The 20,655-nt window shown below is 72.4% G+C and carries 4 protein-coding genes; all 4 read right to left on the bottom strand.

Features of this window, described 5'->3' with window-relative positions; genetic code table 11:
- Nucleotide 1 precedes the first annotated feature (1 nt).
- Genes GCL84_RS00725 through GCL84_RS00740 form a run of 4 tightly spaced genes read right to left on the bottom strand, consistent with a single transcriptional unit; the run spans nucleotide 2 to nucleotide 20,647 of the window.
- On the bottom strand, nucleotides 2–4,675 hold the full coding sequence (locus GCL84_RS00725) for an SDR family NAD(P)-dependent oxidoreductase (protein WP_156753356.1): 4,674 nt from the start codon (nucleotides 4,673–4,675) through the stop codon (nucleotides 2–4).
- 18 nt (nucleotides 4,676–4,693) lie between these two features.
- A complete protein-coding gene (locus GCL84_RS00730) occupies nucleotides 4,694–9,166 on the bottom strand; it encodes a type I polyketide synthase (RefSeq protein ID WP_156753357.1) in 4,473 nt (1,490 codons plus the stop codon).
- Nucleotides 9,150–10,415 (bottom strand): ACP S-malonyltransferase, encoded by a 1,266-nt coding sequence (locus GCL84_RS00735; protein WP_156753358.1) that lies wholly within the window; start codon nucleotides 10,413–10,415, stop codon nucleotides 9,150–9,152. Before GCL84_RS00735 ends, GCL84_RS00730 begins: the two co-directional genes overlap by 17 nt.
- 59 nt (nucleotides 10,416–10,474) lie before the next feature.
- A complete protein-coding gene (locus GCL84_RS00740) occupies nucleotides 10,475–20,647 on the bottom strand; it encodes a non-ribosomal peptide synthetase/type I polyketide synthase (protein WP_197522917.1) in 10,173 nt (3,390 codons plus the stop codon).
- Nucleotides 20,648–20,655 lie beyond the last annotated feature (8 nt).

The following is a 20,655-nucleotide window of genomic DNA, read 5'->3' on the forward strand; positions in this document are numbered from 1 at the left end:
CCTACCGCACCCCACCGCCGTCTGACTCGCCGAACAGGGCGGTCAGCTCCGGGTCGTCGATCTCGTCGAGCACGTCCATCAGCGACTGGTCCGCCGTCGCCTGCTTCTCGTCGAGGACCACCGGCGGCCCCACCCGCTCGTCGATGTAGGCGGCCAGGTCGGCGATCGTGGAGTACGAGAACAGGTCGGCGATGTCGACCGCGCCCGGGTACGCCTCGTCGATCAGCGACAGCAGCTGCGAGGTCATCAGCGAGTTGCCGCCCATGTCCTGGAAGGTGGTGAACACGTCGATCTCGGCGAGGCCGAGCACGGTCGCGTAGACCGCGCCCACCCGGAGCTGGGTCGGGGTCGGGTCCGCCAGGCCGATCAGGCGGGCCTCGGTGACCGCGCCGCCGGAGGCCTCGTCCGCCCGGGCGCCGCCCGAGATCTCCGACCGCAGGGACGGGTGGAGCTGGAAGGGCAGCTCGTCGAGGTACTGCCGCAGCACGGGGAGGTTGAACGACGACGGGATGGCGCCCGTGCCGGGGTGGCGCAGGAAGTGGTCGAGCCAGGCCAGGCCGTCGCGCACGCCCACCGCGGTGAACGGCGCGGCGTCGTCGCCGACGCCGTAGTCGGCGGCCATGCCGACCTCGGTCCACGTCGGCCAGTTGACCGACAGCGCCCGCACGCCCTCGGCCCGCGCCTTCGCGGCGAGGGAGTCCAGGAAGGCGTTGGCGCCGCAGTAGTCGCCCTGCCCCTGCCCGCCCATGATCGCGGTGATCGACGAGAAGAACACCAGGAACGCGCCGGGGTGGTCCTTGGCCAGGGCCACCAGCGCGACGCCGCCGTCGACCTTCGGGGCGAGCACGGCGTCGAAGTCCGCGCGCTCCTTGGTCGCCAGGAAGCCGTCGCCCGCCACACCGGCCGCGTGCACGATGCCGGTGAACCGGACGCCCTCGGTCCACAGGCGCTCGCCCAGCCGCGCCACCTCGGCGGCCCGCGAGACGTCGCACCGGTGGTACTCGGCCACCCCCAGCGCCGCGACCCGCTCGGCGGTCGGCTCGTCCAGCTCCCGGCGGCCGAGCAGGACGACGCGCTCGGCGCCCTCCTCGGCCATCCGCCCGGCGATGGCCAGGCCCAGGCCGCCCGCGCCGCCGGTGACCAAGAACGTCCCGCCCGCGTACAGCGAGCCCTCCGACTCCTCGGGGGCCTCGACGTAGCGCAGCTCCCGGACGTAGGTCTGCGACCCGCGCAGCGCCCGCAGCGCGCTGCCGTGCCCGCCCAGGGTCTCGCGCAGCACGAACGCCAGGTCCTCCTGCCCGCCCGCGTCGACCGCGTCCACCAGCAGGCGCTGGTGCTCCTGGCCGATCACGACCGCGAGCGCGGCGGTGGCCGCGGAGTACGGGTCGACGGCGGTGTCGCCGTCGACGACCGGCCAGGCGTCGCGGCCGAGCACCTTGAGGCCGAGCACCGGCTTGACCCGGTGCGCGACCATGCCCCGGTACAGCTCGAACAGGGCGTCGACGCCGAGCGAGCGCCGCTGCGCGTGGGTCAGGCCCGCCGCCGCGGTGGCGTCGGTCGCGAACAGGACGCCGTGGACCTGCTCGGCGACGAGCCGTTCGCACAGCAGCCGCAAGCCGTCCTCGTCCGCGGCGAGCACGTCGCGCTCGGGGTCGGCCGCGGCGCCGAGGAAGCACGGCACGATCCGGTGCCCCCGCGCCCGCACCTGCTCGACGAGCCGCCTGCCCTCGTCGGAGTCGTGCACCACCGCGGCCCACACCGCGTCCGCGCCCGCCGTCGCGTCGAGGTCGGGGGCCTGCGCCCACGCCGCCTCGACGAACCGCCGGGGCCCGTCCAGGCTGAACCGCTCCCAGTCGACCTTCTTGACGGTGTAGTCGGTGATCCGCCCGAACGGCCTGCCCTGCTCGTCGAGCAGGTCCACGTCGTAGGTGATCGTCTCGCCGTCGCGGCTGTCGTCGCGGACCGTGCGGATCAGCGAGTAGAACGTCTCCGGCATCGGCCGGTGCAGGACGAAGTTCTTGTACAGGTAGGGCAGGAACGTCTGCCCGCTGTTCTGGGAGGTGAGGTTGACCGCGTTGTCGAGCTTGGCCGGGTGCAGCCCGTAGGTCCCGGTCTCGCTGTCGACGCCGTCGGGGACGCGCAGCTTGGCCAGGGTTTGCGCCTCGCCCTTCCACACCGCGCGGACCGAGTCCCAGCGGGGGCCGAACTGGAACACGCCGGTGTCGGTCTCGCCGTCGAACGGGTCCATCACCTCGGTCGCGGTGCGCTGGGGCGCGGCGACGTCGACGACCGGCATCGGCTCGGCCTCGCTGCCGCGCAGCCCGAACACCCGGCCGTCGACGTGCGCCACCCACTCGCCGTCGCGCCGGCTCTGCACCTGGAACGCGTAGCCGCCATCGAGCCGGTCCAGCCGGGTGCGCACGGTGGCCCCGACCCCGTCCTCCACCGCGAGCGGGAAGCGGAAGAACACGTTCTCGAACCGCAGGTGCTGGGTGTTCTCCACGGCGGCGAACGCCGCCCGGGCCATCTCCAGGTAGGTGGTGCCCGGCACGACCGCGCGGTGGTCGATCCGGTGGTCCGAGAGCACCCAGTGCCGCTCCACCGAGAGCGTGTTCTCGAAGACGACCTCGGCGTCGGTGCGACTGACCTCCTTGCCCAGCAACGGGTGCTCGGCGCCGCCGCCGAAGCCCTGCACGCGGGTCTTCATCGGCTTGGCCCAGTGCCGGGTCTTCTCCAGCGGGTAGGTCGGCAGCGGGACGCGCTTGCGGGTCTCGCCCTCGTAGTACGCGGCGAACTCGACCTGGGCGCCGCGCACGTAGGCCTCGGCCAGCTCGGTGAGCGCGTCGCTGTCGCCGTGCGCGCGGTAGGCGGCGAGGCGGGCGTTGGCGGTGTTGGACAGCCGCTTCACCGCCTGCCCGGTGATGTCGCCCTGGCCGAGGTCGGTCTTGCGGTCGCTGACGACGGTGTGCACGCCGTGGAAGATCCCCCGCTGGGCGTCGGTGCCCAGGCCGTCGCGCCCGAGGCGGGCGATGGACTCCGCGAGCTGCTCCTTGGACCCGGCGACGACCAGGACCCGGTGCTCGTAGTGGCCGCGGCCCAGGTTGGCGGTGTGGCAGATGTCGGCCAGCGACCAGGGGCAGTCGGCGAGCATCGACGAGTACCCGTCCAGCAGCTCCCGCAGCGCGTCCTCGGTCTTGGCGCTGGCGGTGAGGCAGTAGCGCTCGCGGTGCTGGGGCGCGCTCTCGTACCGGGGCGCCTCTTCCAGGACCAGGTGGCAGTTCGTGCGGATGAAGCCGAAGGAGTTGATCGCCGCGCGGCGCGGCTCCCCGCCGGTCTCCCACGGCGAGAGCCGGTCGTTGACGTAGAGCGGGCTGTCGGTGAAGTTGATGTAGGGGTTGGGGACGTCGAAGTTGGCCGAGGGTGCCAGCACCTTGTCCTCCAGGGCCTTGACGACCTTGACGACCGCGGCCGCGCCGGACGCGGCGACCATGTGCCCCATGGTCGTCTTGAGCGAGCCGATCCCGCAGAACTGCTTGCGCGAGGTGTGCTTGCGGAAGGCGTTGGTCAGCCCCTTGGCCTCGATCGGGTCGCCCAGGACCGTGCCGGTGCCGTGCGCCTCGACGTAGGTGATCGTCTCCGGGGAGAAGTCCAGCTTGGCCCAGGCGTCCTGGATGACCTGCTCCTGCATGACCGCGTTGGGGGCGGTGATGCTGTTGGACGCGCCGTCGTTGTTGATCGCCGAGGCCTTGATGACCGCGCGGATGTGGTCGCCGTCGGCCAGCGCGCGCTCCAGCGGCTTGAGCAGGACGATGCCCGCGCCCTCGCCCCACTGGGTGCCGTTGGCCCTGGCGTCGAAGGTGCGCACGGTGCTGTCGTCGGAGGTGACGCTGTCCATCGTCATCCCGGACATGAAGTCGGACTTGGTCTCCCCGCCCAGGGTGAGGTTGAGCCCGCCCGCCAGCGCCATGTCGCACTCGCCGAGCATCAGCGACTGCACGGCCTGGTGGATGGTGACCGCGCCCGCCGAGCAGGCGGTGTCGGTCATCAGGCAGGGGCCCTTGAAGTCCATCTGGTAGGAGATCCGGCTGGCGACCAGGCCCTCCCAGGAGCCCGAGAGCTGCATCGGGTTGCCCTCGGAGATCATCCGGTAGTAGGAGATGTTCGTCTGGTCGCGGCCGAGGAACACCCCCGTCTTGGTCCCCTTGGCGCTGTCGCCGCCGTACCCGGCGTTCTCCAGCGCCTCGTAGGCCACCTCCAGCGCGATCCGCTGGTAGGGGTCCATGTAGTCGGCCTCCAGCGGCGGGATGCCGAAGAACCGGGAGTCGAAGTGGTCGATCCGGTCCAGGTACCCGCTCATGGCGTAGATCTTGTCCAGGTCGGACTCGTAGACCGGGACGCCGAGGATCAGCTCGGTGTAGTACGGGTTGCGCAGCGTCTCGTAGATCTCGTCCTTGCGCGCCTTGGGGAAGTCCCGGATGCCGGGCTTGCGCAGCCGCAGGAAGTCCCAGAACTCGCGGACGTCCTTGGCCGCGGCGAAGCGCCCCGCCAGCCCGATGACCGCGATGTCCTGGTGCGAACGGGCCCCTGAGAGCTCCAGCAGCAGGCCCTTGGCGCGGTCGCGGCCGATCTGCTTGTTGGCGAACTGCTCAAGGATGAAAGCCTTCAGGTTTTCCATGGTGGAGTCCATTCCTAGTCAGGAACCTTGAGACCGTTCGACCGTGATCTCGCCCTGTTCGAGCATGTCCAGGAGCCGATCGATGTCCCCCTCGCCCGTCCCGGCGGGCGGCGCGGCGGCTGGCTCGTCGGTGTGCAGCCGTTCCCTGACCCGGGCCGCCTGCTCGGCGATGGTCGTGTACCGGAACAGGTCGGTGATGTCGAGGACGTCCGGGAAGCGCTCGCCGTAGATCCGCAGCATCTGCGAGGTCAGCAGCGAGTTGCCGCCGAGGCCCGCGAAGTCGTCGTGCGCGTCGAACTCCGCCACCCCCAGGGTCTCCGCCCAGATCTCGGCGACGCGGCGTTCGACGTCGCCCACGTCGTCGAACCCGTGCAGGGTGACCGCGCGGGAGCCGGTCGCGGCGCCCGCCTGCCGTCGCGGCGGCGGGGCGGCCTTGCGCATCCGGCCCGGCATGACGACGGGCGGGTGGTCCGACCACGCCATGAGCGCGCGCAGCAGGTCCACCGCCTCCGCGGTGTCCAGCGGCGGGAACACCTCGTCCTCGTCGACGGCGTCCATCCGCTCGGCCATCCCGACCTCGCGCCACGCGGGCCACTGGACGCTCAGCGCGGGCAGCCGCTCCCGGGTCCGGTGCTGGGCCAGGCTGTCCAGCACCAGGTTGGCGGCGGTGTAGTCGGTCTGGCCCTGGTGCGGCAGCAGCCCGGAGACGCTGGAGAACGCCACGAAGTAGTCCAGGTCGTCGGCCAGCGTGGCCTGGTGCAGGTGCAGCCCGCCCAGGGCCTTGGGCCGGTAGACGTCGAGGAAGGTGTCGAGGTCCTTGGTGTGGAGGAAGCCGACCCCGGGCCGCCCGGCCAGGTGCAGCACCCCGGCGATGCGGCCGTGCCGCTCGCGCAGGTCGGCCACGGCGCGCTCGACGGCCTGCCCGTCGCCCATGTCCAGCCGGATGACCTCCAGGACGTCGACCTGGTCGCGCAGGTCGGCCAGCGTCTCCGCCACCGGGTCCGGGACGCCGGGCCGGGGCGAGCCCAGCAGCGCGATCCTGCGCGCGCCCCGCTGCGCCAGGTGGCGGGCGACCGCGAGGCCGAGGCCGCCGGTGCCGCCGGAGACGACGGCCACGCCGTCGCCCGCCAGCGGGGCCGCCGCGCCGCCGTTGAGCGGGATGGCGCGCTTGCGCACGTAGGGCTCGTGCGGGCGCCCGTCGCGGTAGTGCAGCACCGGGGGCCGCCCGGCGCTGGCGGCCTCCGCGACCAGGAGGTCGGCCGCGGTGTGGTCGTCCCGGTCGAGGCAGCGGATGCCCAGCGTCTTGTACTCCAGCGCCGCGATCCGCAGCATGCCGAGCACACCGGCCTGACCGGGGTTGACCGAGGCCTCGTCGCCGGTGACGGCGAGGGCGTTGCGGGTCAGGGCGAGCACCCCGTCGGCGAAGGCGAACCGCTTGTCGGAGACGAGCCGCAGGAGCGCGAACGCCGCCTCGACCGGCTCGGACACGCCCTCCTGCGCGCAGGACAGCAGCCCGAAGGCGAACTCGCGGTGCTCGTCGAGGTGCTGCCCGTCCGCCAGGTGCACGCGGTCGTGCCCGGCCGCCGCGAGCGCGCGCTCCAGGGCCGGGAGCGCATCGCCGAACTCGCCGCAGAGCAGGACGGCGCCGCTGCCCCGGCGCGGCGGGGGCAGCGGGGCCTCCCGGTAGGCCTGGACGTAGCCGTACTCGCCGGTGCCGGTCATGTCGAGGTCGGCGGCCGACTTGATGCAGTAGTCGTCCACCGCCAGCACCACCCGGCCCGCCGGGTCGGTCACCGTCACGTCGAAGGAGTGCAGTTGGCCGGGCACGGACCCGGGCCGCTTGGCGAAGTGGGCGAACACCCTGGCGGGCAGCCGGTCGTGGACCGTGAGCACGCCGTAGGAGAACGGCAGGTACAGCCGGTCCTGTTCGTAGAGGTTGTTGGGGGCGTTGATGAGCGCGTCGAGCAGCGCCGGGTGCAGCAGGTAGTCGTCGATCTCCGACCGGTACCGCGCGGGCAGCTCGAACTCGTACAGGATCTCCGCGGCGTCCTCGTCCGCGTGGCCGCCCAGCAGGCTGCCCAGCCAGCGGTCGCTGATCTCCAGGCCCTTGGCCTCGTCGTCGCCCGCGGCGATCTCCAGCTCCTGGGTCGTCCGCGCCCGCACGGCGTCGAGGTCCAGCGGCGGCACCGCCCCGGGGACGGCGCCGCGCACCAGCTCGGCCGTGGCGTTGACGACCCACTCGCCGTCGTCGGACCGGCTGGCGACGGTGATGCCGCCCGCGGGCTCGAACAGCACGTGCACTTCCTTGTCCTCGCCGTCGACGACCGCGAGCGGGGCGGCGAACTGGATGCGCCGCAACGCGAACGCGGGCCCGCACAGGTCGAGCCGCCGCGCCGCCTCCACGACCATCTCGACGATCGCCGTGCCGGGCAGGACGCACACGCCGTGGATGCGGTGCTCGGACAGCTCCCAGAAGCCCGCGGGGTTGAGCCGCACCACGCAGATGTCGCGGTCCAGGGTGCGCACCAGGTCCGCGCCGCCGGTGAGACCGCCCCGGCGGCCCGCGCCGTCGGCCTCGATCCAGCACCGGGTCGGCTCGAAGGGGTAGGTGGGCAGGGAGACCCGGCGCGCGCCCACCGGCGCGGCACGGCGCCAGTCGACCTCCGCGCCGCGGGCGTAGAGGGCGGCGACCTGGCGCAGCGCGTCGCGGCCGGGCGAGGGGGCCGCGACCAGCGCGGCCGCCGCCTGGCTCAGCTCGTCGTGCTCGGACTGGGTGATGTCGTGCGGCCCCCGCCGCTCGGCCACGAGCCGGAACTCGCCGCGGTGCGCGTCCGGCTCCTCGCCGTCGTCGGCGAACCGGTCCAACAGGGCGATCAGCTCTTCGCGGCTGTCGAAGACGAACGCCGCGCGGAGGTTGTGGTGCAGCCTGCCGACCGAGGCGGTGAAGCTGAGGTCTGCCAGGTCCACGTCGTTGTCGGCCAGGAAGTCGCGGTAGCGGCGCGCCAGCCGGGTGAGCGCCTGCGGGTCCCGGGCGCTCAAGGGCAACAGGAAGCAGTCGGACTCGGTCTCCCGCGCGGGGACCGGGTCCGCGCTGCGCACGACCAGGTGGCAGTTCGTGCCGCTGAGGCCGAAGCTGTTGATCCCCGCGTAGAGCGTCTCCTGGTCGTCGTCGGACCAGGGGACGGTCCGGTCGTTGACGAAGACGGGGCTCTGCGCGAACCCGATGTTCGGGTTGGGCTCGGCGAAGTTCAGGCTCGCCGGGAGGACCCGGTGCTTGAGCGACATGACCAGCTTCGCCAAGCCCGCGAGGCCCGAGGCGTTGTCCATGTGGCCGATGTTCGTCTTGGCCGAGCCGATGCCGCAGAACTGCTTGCGCGAGGTCTGCCGGGAGAACGCCCGCTCGATCCCGCTGACCTCGACCGGGTCGCCGAGCTTGGTGGCCGTGCCGTGCGCCTCGATGAAGCTGACCTGCTCGGCGCGCACCCCGGCGTCGGCGAGCGCCGCCGCGATCAGGTCGGCCTGCGCCTCGACGTTGGGGGCGGTGATGCCGTTGGAGGCGCCGTCCTGGTTGACCGCCCCGCCCAAGATCACCGCGTGGATGTTGTCGCCGTCGCGGCGGGCCCGGTCGAGGGACTTGAGCACGAACACCACGCAGCCCTCCGCCGCGCTGGTCCCGTCGCCCAGCCGGTCGAACGTCCGGGTGCGGTGGTCGGCCGAGGAGGTGTCCTGGATGTCCTTGATGCCGATGCCCGACTCGTCGTCGGCCTCGATCGGCAGCAGGTCGCAGTTCACCGCGCCCGCCAGCGCCATCGCGCACTCGCCGCGCTGGATCGCGCGGACGGCGGTGTAGGCGGCCACCAGGCCGGACGAGCACGCCGTGTCGATCAGCATCGACGGGCCGCGCAGGTCGAGCAGGTAGGCGATCCGGCTGCCGATCATCGACTTGACGTTGCCCGCGACCGAGATCTCCGGGGCGTCGGGGGTGACCGCCTGGATCACCGCCCGGTAGTCCTCGCCGAAGTCGGTCGACATGCCCGCGTAGACGCCGACCTTCTCGCCGTGGGCCTCCTTGTTCAGGTAGCCCGCGTCCTCCAGCGCCGCCCACGCGGTCTCCAGGAAGATCCGCTGGTTCGGGTCGACCATCCTGGCCTCCTGCGGGGACAGCCCGAAGAAGCGGTGGTCGAACCCGGCCAGCGAGGGCAGCCGGGTGCCGCCGACGTAGCGCTCCGCGGCGATCGGCAGCCGCGCGCCGCGGGCGGCGAGGTAGGCCTCGACGTCGGCGCGCCGCTCCGGCGACAGGTCGCGGTGGCCCTCCTCGCCGCGCAGCAGCATCGCCCAGAACCCGGCCAGGTCCGCCGCGTGCCCGACCCGGCCGCTCATCCCGATGATGGCCACGGGCGCGGGGGCCGCCGCGGCGCGGGTGACCTGGACCCCGGAGCCGTCCGGGTCCGGGCCCAGGTCCAGGGAGTCGAGGTTAAGCAGGGACGTCATGTAACGGAGCTCCCGTGGTCACGTGGAGGCCGGTGTCACCGGTGCGGCGGAGGATGGACAGGACGCGGTCCTGCTGCTCGTCCTCGGGGACCCCCTTGGTGCGCATGATCGTGAACAGCAGGTCCAGCGCGGCCCGCTTCTGCTCGTCGGTCAGCTCCGCCCCGGCCTCGACGAGCTGTCCCAGCTCCTGGAGCCGCCGGTACGGGGCGACCACGCCCGCGGCGTACTCGTCGTCGTCGAAGTTGCGGTTCCTGGTCGCGGCCGCCGCGCCCATGCACAGCCCGACGAGCCCGGGCTCGCGCTTCTTGGCCTCGATGAGCCGGTCCACCGCGGCGTGGACCTTGTCGGCCTCCTCGTCGAGGTTGAGCACGTCGGCCCCGGTGACCACGCCCGACACCATCTTCTTGAGCACCTGCTTGGGACCGACCTCGACCCACAGCCCGACCTTGCGCGCGGACAGCTCCGCGACGATGTCGCTCCACCGCACCGGGCTGGTGAGCTGGACGGCGAGGGCGTCCTTGATGCCCTGCACGCCCTCGTGCGGCCGACCGGTCACGCTGCTGTAGACCGGGATCCGCGGCTCGTGGAACTCCACGGCCTCGACGGCCTCGGTGAACGCGGGCACCGCGCCCGCCATGAAGGTGCTGTGGAACGCGCCCGCGACGTTGAGCTTGGCGACCTTGCCGCCGCGCTCCTCCAGGTGCGCGGTCATGCCCTTGAGGTCGTCCACCGTCCCCGAGATCACCGTCTGGGTGTCGGTGTTGTAGTTGGAGATCTGCACGTTGTGGCCGTCGGCGTTGAACTCGGCGACGTGCTTGTCCACCACGTCGGCCGACATCCGCAGCGCGGCGATCATGCCGGTGCCGCTCTCCCGCGCGCAGACCTCCATGGCCTCGCCGCGCACCTTCACCAGGCGCACCGCGTCCGCGAACGACAGCGCCCCCGCAGCGGTCAGCGCGGTGATCTCGCCCAGGCTGTGCCCGGTCACGAACGAGACGGGCACCTCGCGCTCCTGGTGCAGGACCTCGTACATCGCATAGCTCAGGACCAGCAGCGAGACCTGGGCGTGCATGGTCTTGGTCAGCTCGCTGGGCTGGGCGGTGAAGCACAGGTCCGCCACCGAGTACCCGACGATGTCGGAGGCCTCCTGGAAGCGGGCCCGGACGCTGTCGTGGGCGTCGAACCACTTCCTGCCCATCCCGGCGTGCTGGGACCCTTGACCTGGAAACACGATCACAAGATCGTTCATGAGTCGTCTTCCTCCTTCGAGGCTCTCGGTGAGTAGTGACCCGGCCATCCGCCCGGCCATCAGGTGGTGGCGGGCACCTGGAGCAGGCCCAGGAGCTTGAGGTGGCTGCCCAGCAGCCGTTCCACCGACGTGGGGTCGACCTCGCGCGGGTGGTCGATCCCGATGGTGGTCCGGTCCGCGGCGGCGCGGGCCCCGAACACGATGTCGAAGTGCCTGCGCAGGCCGCCCTGGTCCACCCAGCGGGTGTCGCAGCAGGCGATGGACAGGCCGCCCTCGCCGCGGCGGGCGGTGAACCGCTCGAAGGGCACCCGGCCGTGCACGTCGAGGTCGTCCACGCCGCGGCGGTACTCCTCCAGCACCTCGGCCAGGTCCGCCTTGCCCGCGAAGTCGAACCGGACCGGGGCGACCCCGCCTCGGTTGTCCACGACGGACAGCTCCACCTCGCCGTGGCCGAGCACCTTGCTCAGCGTCAGGGCGAAGGTGGCGTGCAGCAGGTCCTCCACCGACAGCCCCGTGCTCACCCGCAGCGCGTCCAGCGCCGCGCGGGCGCCCTCGGGCAACGTGGCCTCGACCAGACCGCCGATGACCCCGTTCGGCGCGGACCACGACTCGGGCAGCCGCACGGCGGGGCCGACCATCCCGCCCCGGCGCCGGGTCAGCAGCCGCGTCAGGTGCTTGTGCAGCTTGCCAATCGTCGGGTTCGCGAACAGGTCGCTCACGTCGAGCATCTGCGGGAAGGCCTTGTTCAGCTCCTCCAGCAGCAGCACCAGGCTGAACGAGTTGCCGCCGATGTCGAAGAAGCTGTCGTCGAGGCCGATCGGGATGTCACCGAGGATCTTGCGCCACGCGGCGAGCAGGCCCTGGTCGACGTCCGCGCCGTGGTCGGCAGAGCGGTCGGTGTTCTCGGACGTCCTGGATGCCTCAGCCCGTTCGGCCAGCGCCTTGCGGTCGACCTTGCCACTCATCGTCATGGGGATATCGGCGACCTCGGTCAGGGTCGCCGGGACCATGTAGTCCGGCAGGCTCTCGGCCAGCCAGTCCTTGAGCGCGTCCGGCGCGAGGCTCGCGCCGTCGCGCACCCGGTAGAACCCGCGGATGACCGGGCCGCCCGCGAGGTCGCGCACGATGGTCGCCGCGCCGGTCACCAGGTCGTGCCCGGTGATCGCCAACTCGATCTCGTCCAGCTCGATCCGGTAGCCGCGCACCTTCACCTGGTTGTCGATCCGCCCCAGGCAGTGCACCTCGCCGTCCTGCCACCGGGCGAGGTCGCCGGTCAGGTAGACGCGGCCGTCGCCGAACGGGTTCGCGCGGAACGCGGCGGCGGTCAGCTCCGGCCGGTCGAGGTAGCCGGGCGACACCCCGTGCCCGCCGATCCACAGGTTGCCGGTCCTGCCCTCGGGCACCAGTTGCATGCTGTCGTCCAGCACGAAGAACGTGGTGTTGCCGATGGGGGTGCCGATGGTGACGCCCGTGTCCCCGGTGAGCTCCTTGACGCTGGACCAGATGCAGGTCTCGGTCGGGCCGTAGACGTTGAAGATCTCCAGCGACTCGTGCGACCGCAGGTCGGCGAGCAGGTTCTCCGGGAAGGACTCGCCGCCGACGATCAGCTTCTCCAGCGGCGCCAGGGCCTTGGCCGCGGCCTGCCGGTCGGTGAACAGCAGGCGCAGGCGGGTCGGCGTCATCTGCAGGTAGTCGACGCCGGAGCCGGCGACGAACTCGGCGAGGTCGGCGGGCGTCCTGGTGTCGGACTCCTCGGCGACGACGACCGTGCCGCCGGTGACCAGGGTCAGCAGCGTCTCCAGCAGGTGGATGTCGAAGGACGGGGTGGTCAGGCAGGCCACCGACTTCCCGCCCGCCCACCGCAGCGCCGCAGGCATGGCCCGCAGGAAGTTCGCCAGGGACCCGTTGGTCAGCCGCACGCCCTTGGGGTTGCCGGTCGACCCGGAGGTGAAGATGACGTACGCGAGGCCGTCCGGCCCGGTGTCGGCCACCGTGGGCGGCCGCGCGTCGCGCAGGTCGTCCTCACTGATCACCAGTGCCCGGTCGCCCAGCTCCCCGGCCAGCCCCGCCGCGCACACGACCACCGCGGCGCCCGCGGTGTCGATCATGTAGCGCAGCCGCTTCACCGGGTTCTTGACGTCCATCGGCAGCCACGCGCAGCCGATGCGGTTGACCGCGAGCATCAGCGTGATCAGCTCGGGCGAGGGCGGCAGCAGCAGGCCGACCACGTCCCCGGCGACCGCGCCGCGCGCCTGCAACACCGAGGCGCAGCGGTCCACCCGGTCGGCGAGGTCGGCGTAGCTGACCTCCTGGCCGCGGAAGCGGATCGCGGTCGCCCGCGCGTGCTCGCCGAGGGCGCGCTCGAGCTGGCTGGCCAGGCTCGGCACGTCCTCGATGACCGGGCCCGCGCCCAGGTCCAGCAGCCGCTGGGTCGTCTCGTGGTCGAGCAGGGACAGCTCCCCGACCGTGCGGTCGGGTTCTCGCACCACGGTCGCGACGAGCCTGCGGAACTGGGCGATCAGCTCGGCGATCCGCTGTTCGCTGTAGACGGTCGAGGAGCTCAGGTCGCCGAAGAGGCCGCCGTCGCGCTCGGTGATGTCGAGCGAGAGCGCGACGGTCGAGCGCGGCGGGCCGTAGTCCTGCGTGGTGCCCTCGACCCCGCCGAACCGGCGCACCCGGCCGCGGGCGTTCTGGAAGGTGAACATCACGTCGAACAGGGCGTTGCGGCCGAAGTCGCGCTCCAGCGCCAGCTCCCCGACCAGCACGTCGTAGGAGTAGGGCGAGTGCTCCATCGCCGCGAGGCTGGTGTCGCGGACCGCGTGCAGCAGGTCCAGCACCCTGGTGTCCGGCGTCGGCCGCACGCGCAGCGGCAGCGACTGGGCGAACATGCCCACCGTGCCCTCGAAGGACCCCAGCATCCGCTGGTCCATCGGGATGCCGACGCACAGGTCGTCCTCGCCGGTGGCCTTGGCCAGCAGGACCGCCCACAGCGCCAGGAAGAAGGTCGCCGGCGTGGTCCGGTGCTCGGCCATGAACGCCTTGGCGGCCGCGTGCAGGTCGCCGTCGATCTCGAAGTGGTGGTGGCGGCCCGCGAAGTCGTTGACGAGCGGGTGCGGGGAGTCGGTCGGCAGCGCCAGCGGCTTGGGGATGGTCTCGAACTCGCGCAGCCACCACCGGCGGTGCTCGGCGTGGTCCGGCTGGGCGGCGACCTCGGCTTGCGACCGCACAAACGAGGAGTAGCTGTCGGACCCGCTCTCGGTCAGGCCGCCCCGCGACAGGTACTCGTCGAGGTCCTTGAGGATGATCTCCAGCGAGGTGAAGTCGGACATGATGTGGTGCAGCGAGACCACCAGGTGGTGCGTCCCGTCCTGGTCGATGACGATGCCGTAGCGCCACAGCGGGGCGGTGGCGAGGTCGAACGGCTTGTTCATCACCGCCATGACGTCCTCGGCGGTGAGCCCCGGGTCGCGGGCGAGGTCGAAGACGTGGCGCTCGGGGACGACCTCGGCCACGACCCGGGACCGGATCTCGGTCCCGTGGATCTCGTAGACGCCGCGCAGCTTCTCGTGCTTGCGCGCGATCGCCTGGAACGCCTCGGCGATCCGGTCCAGGTCGGGCGCGCCAGCGAACCGGATGCCCGAGATGATCTGGTAGGCCTCGTTGCCGCCGCGCATCCGCGACAGCACGTAGATCCGCTTCTCCTGCGAGGAGACCGGCGTCGTCTCGTCGTCCGGGGCGACCACTGAGTCGATCACCGCGGCGGCCGTCGACTCGGCGCGGCGGAAGTCGAACCCGCCGCCGCGCAGCTCCGCGACGCTCTTGCCGATCGCGTCGAGGACGCGGTCCTGGTGCTCGGTGTTGTGCGCCAGCGAGAAGAAGCTCCCCCGCCGCTCCCACACGTACACGCCGTGGAAGGTCATGAGCTTGAAGAACAGGTTCAGCGCCATCGACCGGTCGGCCGGGTCGCGCGGGACCAGCGACTCGAACTGGAAGAAGGACGCGCAGTGCGCGATCCGGAGCGGGACCTCCTCCGCCTCGAAGTACTCGTTGGCGCGCCGGGCGAAGATGTCGGTGAACCGGTTGACCCGGGCGATCTCCTCGGCGCCGGTGTCGCGCAGGCGGGTCAGCACGGCCTTGGCCGCGGCCATCGTCAGCGGGTGCTTGCAGAAGGTCCCGGCGAAGAACGTCGTCTGGGTGGCGGGCAGGGAGTCGTCGCCGGGGGTCCAGGCCCCGCCGTCCACCGCGTCCAGGTACCGGGCCTTGCCCGCCACGACCCCGATCGGCATGCCGCCGCCGACGAGCTTGCCGTAGAGCACGATGTCGGCCTCGACGCCGAAGTGCGCCTGCGCGCCGCCCAGGTCCACCCGGAAGCCGGTGATCATCTCGTCGAAGACCAGGGCGATCCCGTGCTCGGTGCAGACCTGGCGCAGCTCCCGCAGGAACGCGGTGGGCCGCAGCAGCGGGTTCCTCGACTGCACCGGCTCGACCAGCACCGCCGCCAGCTCGGACCCGTGCGCCCGGATCCGGTCCAGCGCCTCGGCGCTGCCGTAGTCGAGCACCAGGGTGTCCTCGACCATGGCCTGCGGGACGCCGATGGTCATCGGGATGGTCTCGGTCCCGTCGGCCTCGGCCAGCACCCCGTCGTAGCCGCCGTGGTAGGAGCCGGCGAACTTGGCGACCCTGTCCCGGCCGGTGACCGCGCGGGCCAGCCGCAACCCCACCATCACCGCCTCGGACCCGGTGTTGCAGAACGCCACCCGCTCCACGCCCGCGAGCTCGTGGACGAGCTGGGCGACCTCGCCCGCGAGCTTGGTCTGCGGCCCCAGCTCGTAGCCCGCGCGGAGCTGCTCGGCCACGGCGTCGACGATGAAGTCCGGCTGGTGGCCGAAGAAGTGGACGCCGTAGCCCATGGTGGTGTCGACGTACTCGTTGCCGTCGACGTCGAGGAAGGTCGCCCCGCGCGAGCCCGAGGAGACCAGCGGGTAGACCGATTCCTTGAGCCCGGGGTTGAAGTTCAGCGACGCGATCCAGTCCGCCAGGCCGGCCCGGTGCGTCTCGGCGTAGGACTTGGAGCCGCGGGTGCGCTCGGTGAAGCGGGCGACGAAGTCGCGGACGAACCGGTCCCGGTCCGCGCCCAGGCCGGCGTCGGCCAGCGCGATGTTGTTGGTGTACGTGCCCACCTTGCGCGTGACGGCCTTGCGCGCGGGGGCGGCCGGGGCGGGCGCCGCCTCGGTCGGGGCGCCGCCCAGCAGGGCGAGCTGCTGGCGCATGAGGGCGAGCTGGGTCTGGATGATGTCCTCGAGCCCGGTCGTCGGGGCGGCGCCGTTCGCGCTGGCCACCACGGGCTGCGGCACGACCTCGACCGGCACGACGGGGTCCGGCTCGACCGGGCGGTTGGCCAGGACGAAGTCGGTGGTCTGCCCGATCGTGTGGACGGACTCGAAGAACGCCTTGATCGGGATGGCCACGCCGTGCTCGCGCTCAAGCCGCTTGGACAGTTGCACGAGCATGAGCGAGTCGAGCCCGAGCGCGAAGAGCTGCAACGACTCGTCCATCGCCTCGGGCGCCACCCCGGTGATCGCGCTCAGGGACTGGCGCACGAACGAAACGACCGCGTCACGGTCGCCCGCGCGGCCGGAGTCGGTCGCCGCTGCCTCGACGGCGCTGGGAACGGGGTCCGCCACGACCGGGGCGCGGTCGGCGTACCAGACCCGGCTCCGGTCGAACGGCGTGCGCGGCAGGTCGCGGACCAGCGACCCGCCCCGGCCGGGCAGGTGGTCCCACGCGAGCGCGCGGCCGAGCTTCCACAGCGCGCCCGCGCTCTCCAGCACCTGCCGCACGTCGGAGCGGCCCTTGCGCAGGCTCGGCACGACAACGGCCTCAGCGAACTCCTGCGCGATCAGCCCCCCGACGGTCGCCATGGCGCCGATCTCGACGAACACGCGCGCGCCCCGCTCGACCGCCGTCGCGACGGCCGCCCGGAACCGGACCGGCTCGACCAGGTGCCTGCTCCAGTAGGCGGCGTCGATGCCGGACTCCCGGGTCAGGACCTCGCCGGTCAGCGAGGAGATCCACGGGATGGCCGGGCCGGTGAACCGGTGGTCGCGGATGGCGGCGTGCAGGCGCTCGGCGCCCTCGGCCATCTGCGCGGAGTGGAACGGGTGCGACACGTCCAGCCGCTCCACGAACACGCGCTGCCCGCGCGCGGCCTTGAGCACCTCGGTGAGGGCGTCGGCCTGCCCGGAGACGGTGATGTTCTCGGCCGCGTTCACGGCGGCGACGCAGACGCCCGGGTGCGGGCGCAGCAGCTCCTCGGCGCGGTCGAGCGAGCACAGCAGCGTCGCCATGCCGCCGGTGCGCGGCGTGTCCTCCATGGTGCGGGCCCGGTGCAGCACCAGGTCGACCGCCTGCGCCAGGTCCATCGCGCCCGCGAAGCAGGCCGCGGCGTACTCGCCGATGCTGTGGCCGATCACCGCCGAGGGGGTGATCCCCAGCGCCCGCCAGTACCGGGCGAGGGCCAGCTCGATCGCGAAGATCATCGGCTGGGTGCGCAGCGGCGACCGGAACGGCGCGTCGTCGTCGCCGAACATGGTGGCCAGCGGGGAGGCGCCGCCCGCCCGCTGGAACTCGCCGTCGATCTCGTCCAGCTCGCGCCGGAAGACCTCGGCGTGCTCGTAGAGCTCGCGGCCCATGCCCGGGTACTGGGTGCCCTGGCCCGCGAAGACGAACACGTCGGCCGCGCGGCCGTGCTCGGGGGTCGGCGCGGCGCCCATGACGGCCTCGACCGCGGCCGGGATGTCGGAGACGGCGTCGCAGACCAGGACCTCCCGGTGCCGCAGGGCCGAGCGCCGCTCGGTCAGCGTGTGGGCGATGTCGGCGAGCGCGGCGGAGGTGCCCGCGCTCCACGCCGACAGCTCGGTGAGGGCGGTGCGCAGCGCGGTGGCCGAGTTCCCCGACACGGTCAGCAGCCGCGGCAGCTCCGGCGCCGGTTCCGGCCGCGCCGCCTGGCCCGGGTACTCCTCGACGATGACGTGGGCGTTGCTGCCGTTGATGCCGAACGAGCTGATCCCCGCGCGCCGCCGACCCCCGGCGGGCTCCCAGGCGATCTCCTCGGACACCACCTCGACCGGGATGTCGTCCCAGTCGACTAGGTGGTTGCCCTTGCGGAAGTGCATGGTGGCGGGCAGGCGGCCGTGCTCCAGGGAGACCAGCACCTTGCACAGCCCCGCCATGCCCGCGGCGGCCTCCAGGTGGCCCAGGTTGGACTTGACGCTGCCGACCCGCAGCTTGCCCGAGCGGCCCGCGAAGACCCTGGCCAGGGCGTTGACCTCCTGCGGGTCCCCGATGGGCGTGCCGGAGCCGTGCGCCTCGACGTAGGAGACGTCCTCGATCCCGACGCCCGCCTCGGCCATCGCGTCCTCGATGACCCTGGTCTGCGCGGCGCCGCTGGGCACCGTGAACCCGCCGCTGCGGCCGTTGTGGTTCACCGCGGAGCCGGTGATCACGGCCAGGACGCTGTCGCCGTCGCGCTCGGCGTCGGACAGCCGCTTGAGGATGACCGCGGCCACGCCCTCGCTGCGGATGTAGCCGTCGGCGCCGTCGTCGAAGCTGCGGACCCGCCCGGACGGGGACAGCGCCCCGAGCCTGCTGAACGACACGTGCGCCTCGGGGCTCAGGATCAGGTTCACCCCGGCGGCCACCGCCAGCTCGCACCCGCCCTGCCGCAGTTCCCGGCTGGCCTGGTGCACCGCGTACATCGACGACGAGCAGGCGGTGTCGATCGCCACGCTGGGACCGCGGAAGCCGAAGGCGTAGGAGATCCGCCCGGCCGCGGCGTTGGCCATGGTGCCGGTGTAGGTGTAGGCCTCGGCCGAGTGGCCCATGTCCTTGCCGACCTGGACGTAGTCGTCGAGGGTGATCCCCACGAAGACGCCGACCCGCTGGTCCTCCCCCGCGCGCAGCGGGGCGATCCCGGCGTCCTCGAAGGCCTCCCAGGTGGCCTCCAGCAGCAGGCGCTGCTGGGGGTCGATGAGCTCGGCCTCGGCGGGCGAGATGCCGAAGAACAGCGGGTCGAACCGGTCCACGTCGCGCAGGTAGCCGCCGTGGGTGGTGGTGACGCCGCTGGTGTCGAGGGGGCTGTGCCGCCACCGGTCCGCGGGGACCGGCTCGATGACGTCGGTGCCCTGGCTCAGCGCCGCCCAGAGCTGCTGCCGGTCGCGGATGCCGCCGGGCAGGCGGAACGCCACCCCGATGACGGCGACCGGCTCGGAGACCGGCGCTGACACCGGCTCTGGCACCGGGCGGGCCGGGGCCTGCGGTCGCGCCGCCCGCCGCGCCACCTCGGCGACCAGGGCGTTGACGGTGGGGAAGTCGATGATGAAGGTGTGCTCGAGCCGGGTGCCCAGCCGCCGCTGGATCTCCTCCTGCAGGCTGATGAGCTGGGTCGAGGTGCACCCCAGGTCGAACAGGCTGGTGTCGTGGTCGTCCGCGCCGAGGGCCACGTAGTCGTTGACGACGGCGACGATCTCGGCCACGGCGCCGGCCGCGGGCGCGCCCACCGGCTCGGCCGCGCTCTGGCGCCGGGCCAGGTAGTCCTTGACGAGCTGGAGGCGCTGGACCTTGCCGCTGGTCGTCTTGGGCACGCTGCGCACCGGCACCACGTCGACGACCTTGAGCCCCAGCCGGGTCATCACCGCCCGCCGGACGGTGGCCGCGACCGGCTCGAACTTGTCGGCCCTGCCCCGGAAGTAGGCGAAGACCACCAGCTCGTCCGCGCCGGTGGCCGCGTTCGGCACCGCGCAGGCGACGTACCTGCCGAGGTTGCGCCGCCCCAGGTCGGCCAGGATCGCGTCCTCGACGTCGGCCGGGTAGAAGTTGACGCCGCCGATGATGATGACTTCCTTGCGCCTGCCGACCATCACCAGGTGGCCGTCGTGCAGGAAGCCGACGTCCTGGGTGTTGAGCCAGCCGTCGCTGATGACCTCGCGGGTGGTGTCCTCGGCGCGGTAGTAGCCCGCGGTCACGCAGTCGCCCCTGACGAGGATCAGGCCGACCTGGTCCTCGCCGAGCGCCTGGCCGCCGTCGTCGACGATCTTGACCTCGGAGTGGGGGTGCGGGGTGCCGCAGACGACGAACTCGACGCCCCGGCTGTCGTCGGCGGCGAGCAGCCGGACGGTGTCGCCGACGTCGAGGTGGGCGCGGTCCACGGTCAGCGACCGCACCGGCGCGTCCTCGCGCTGCTGCGCGACGACCAGCGTGTTCTCCGCCAGGCCGTACGTCGGCCGGATGACGTGCGGGCCCAGCCCGCGGTCGCGCAGGGCGTCGACGAACTCGTGGCACAGCCGCGCGCTGACCATCTCCGCGCCGTCCATGACGACCCGGACCCGGCTCAGGTCCCAATCAGCGCTCGCCGCGCCGCCGCGCTCGTAGCGGCTCAGGAAGTGCTGGACCCCGGAGTTCGTCGTGCCCAGGATCGTCGCGCCGACCCGGCTGGCGGCCGCCAGCCAGTCGGTGGCCTTCCAGATGAAGTGCTTGGTGGTCATCCAGTGCTGGGCCGCGCCGGTCACCAGCGGCGCCAGGTGGAACGCGATCATCCCGAAGTCGTGCGAAAGCGGCTTCCAGCTCAGGAACACGTCGTCGGCGCCGATGTCCGAGGCGGCCACGATGCCCTCGATGTTGCGCAGCAGGTTGCGGTGGGTCAGCGTCACCCCCTTGGGGTTGCCGGTCGACCCGGAGGAGAACTGGATGAAGGCGATGTCGTCCGGCCCGACCTCGGCCATGACCGGCTCGCGGTCGGCCGGGACGGCCGCGCAGTCCACAGTGTGCAGTTGCCTGCCCAGGATGGGCGCGGCCGCCTCGATCCCGTGCAGCCGGTCGAGCAGGCCCTGGTCGTCGAACGCCAGCCACGGGCTGCCCAGCACGCCCCACACGGTGACGACCTTGCGCACCTCGGCGTCGTTCTTCGGGGCGGCCAGCGGCACCGGGGTGATCCCGCCGAACAGCGCCGCCCAGTAGGCGATCACGACGTTCTTGGGGGACTGGAAGGCGACGACCAGCTCGTCACCCGGCCGCACCCCGCTGTCCTGCAGGAACGCCAGGTACCCGCGCGCCAGCCGGACCAGCTCCGGGTAGGCGACGGCGTCGGTGGAGTTGTCGTTGTCGATGAAGCAGATGCCCGTCGAGGCGTCCCGCTTGTCCAGGAGCGCACCCGTCAGGGTGTCGAAGCGACTCATCACGAACC

Origin of the sequence: Actinokineospora pegani (genome assembly GCF_009745975.1) — a bacterium.
GTDB classification, from domain to species: domain Bacteria; phylum Actinomycetota; class Actinomycetes; order Mycobacteriales; family Pseudonocardiaceae; genus Actinokineospora; species Actinokineospora pegani.